We start from the raw sequence: 1,908 nt of genomic DNA, 5'->3' as shown, positions 1-1,908 counted from the left end.
GCGAAGCGGTAGAATACGCGGCCTCAACAGGGCAACAGCCCGGCTCTTTAAAAAATTGACCAAGTAATTCGTGTGGGCGCTGACTGAGGTATTTCGGCAAGAGATATCGAGGCAGCGACCTGTCAGACTCTCTTTTGAGAGGATGAATTTGAGTGTTGTCTTGAGCAGATTTAGAAGCTTCGGCTTCTGCTTGATTTAAACTGAAGAGTTTGATCATGGCTCAGATTGAACGCTGGCGGCAGGCCTAACACATGCAAGTCGAGCGGTAACAGGGGTAGCTTGCTACCCGCTGACGAGCGGCGGACGGGTGAGTAATGCATAGGAAACTGCCCAGTAGTGGGGGATAGCCCGGGGAAACCCGGATTAATACCGCATACGCCCTACGGGGGAAAGCAGGGGCTCTTCGGACCTTGCGCTATTGGATGTGCCTATGTCGGATTAGCTTGTTGGTAGGGTAACGGCCTACCAAGGCGACGATCCGTAGCTGGTCTGAGAGGATGATCAGCCACATCGGGACTGAGACACGGCCCGAACTCCTACGGGAGGCAGCAGTGGGGAATATTGGACAATGGGGGCAACCCTGATCCAGCCATGCCGCGTGTGTGAAGAAGGCTTTCGGGTTGTAAAGCACTTTCAGTGAGGAGGAAGGCCTTAAGGTTAATACCCTTGAGGATTGACGTTACTCACAGAAGAAGCACCGGCTAACTCCGTGCCAGCAGCCGCGGTAATACGGAGGGTGCAAGCGTTAATCGGAATTACTGGGCGTAAAGCGCGCGTAGGTGGTTAGGTAAGCGAGATGTGAAAGCCCCGGGCTTAACCTGGGAACGGCATTTCGAACTGTCTGGCTAGAGTATGGTAGAGGGTAGTGGAATTTCCTGTGTAGCGGTGAAATGCGTAGATATAGGAAGGAACACCAGTGGCGAAGGCGGCTACCTGGACCAATACTGACACTGAGGTGCGAAAGCGTGGGGAGCAAACAGGATTAGATACCCTGGTAGTCCACGCCGTAAACGATGTCGACTAGCCGTTGGGACTCTTGAAGTCTTAGTGGCGCAGTTAACGCACTAAGTCGACCGCCTGGGGAGTACGGCCGCAAGGTTAAAACTCAAATGAATTGACGGGGGCCCGCACAAGCGGTGGAGCATGTGGTTTAATTCGACGCAACGCGAAGAACCTTACCTGGCCTTGACATGTTGGGAACTTTCCAGAGATGGATTGGTGCCTTCGGGAACCCAAACACAGGTGCTGCATGGCCGTCGTCAGCTCGTGTCGTGAGATGTTGGGTTAAGTCCCGTAACGAGCGCAACCCCTATCCCTAGTTGCCAGCACATAATGGTGGGAACTCTAGGGAGACTGCCGGTGACAAACCGGAGGAAGGTGGGGATGACGTCAGGTCATCATGGCCCTTACGGCCAGGGCTACACACGTGCTACAATGGCGCGCACAGAGGGCTGCGAACCCGCGAGGGTAAGCTAATCTCTTAAAACGCGTCGTAGTCCGGATCGCAGTCTGCAACTCGACTGCGTGAAGTCGGAATCGCTAGTAATCGCGAATCAGAATGTCGCGGTGAATACGTTCCCGGGCCTTGTACACACCGCCCGTCACACCATGGGAGTGGATTGCACCAGAAGTGGTTAGTCTAACCTTCGGGAGGACGATCACCACGGTGTGGTTCATGACTGGGGTGAAGTCGTAACAAGGTAGCCGTAGGGGAACCTGCGGCTGGATCACCTCCTTAAACGAAGCCGAACGCTTCGGTCAGAGCCCACACGAATTACTTGGTCAGTGGAAGAGAGAGCATAGGGTCTAAACGGGCCCATACCATTGGGTCTGTAGCTCAGGTGGTTAGAGCGCACCCCTGATAAGGGTGAGGTCGGTGGTTCAAGTCCACCCAGACCCACCAGAATT

1 tRNA gene and 1 rRNA gene are annotated in these 1,908 nt (G+C 54.5%); both read left to right on the top strand.

Annotated elements, in window-relative coordinates:
* Positions 1-197 precede the first annotated feature (197 nt).
* Positions 198-1,738, top strand: a 16S ribosomal RNA gene (locus JL474_RS21400).
* Between the two features lie 88 nt (positions 1,739-1,826).
* A tRNA-Ile gene (locus JL474_RS21395) sits at positions 1,827-1,903 on the top strand.
* Positions 1,904-1,908 lie beyond the last annotated feature (5 nt).

This window comes from Marinobacter mangrovi (genome assembly GCF_016798325.1).
In the GTDB taxonomy this organism is placed as follows: domain Bacteria; phylum Pseudomonadota; class Gammaproteobacteria; order Pseudomonadales; family Oleiphilaceae; genus Marinobacter_A; species Marinobacter_A mangrovi.
Note: the sequence above shows the minus strand (reverse complement) of the source record. Positions and strands in the feature narration are given on the sequence as shown.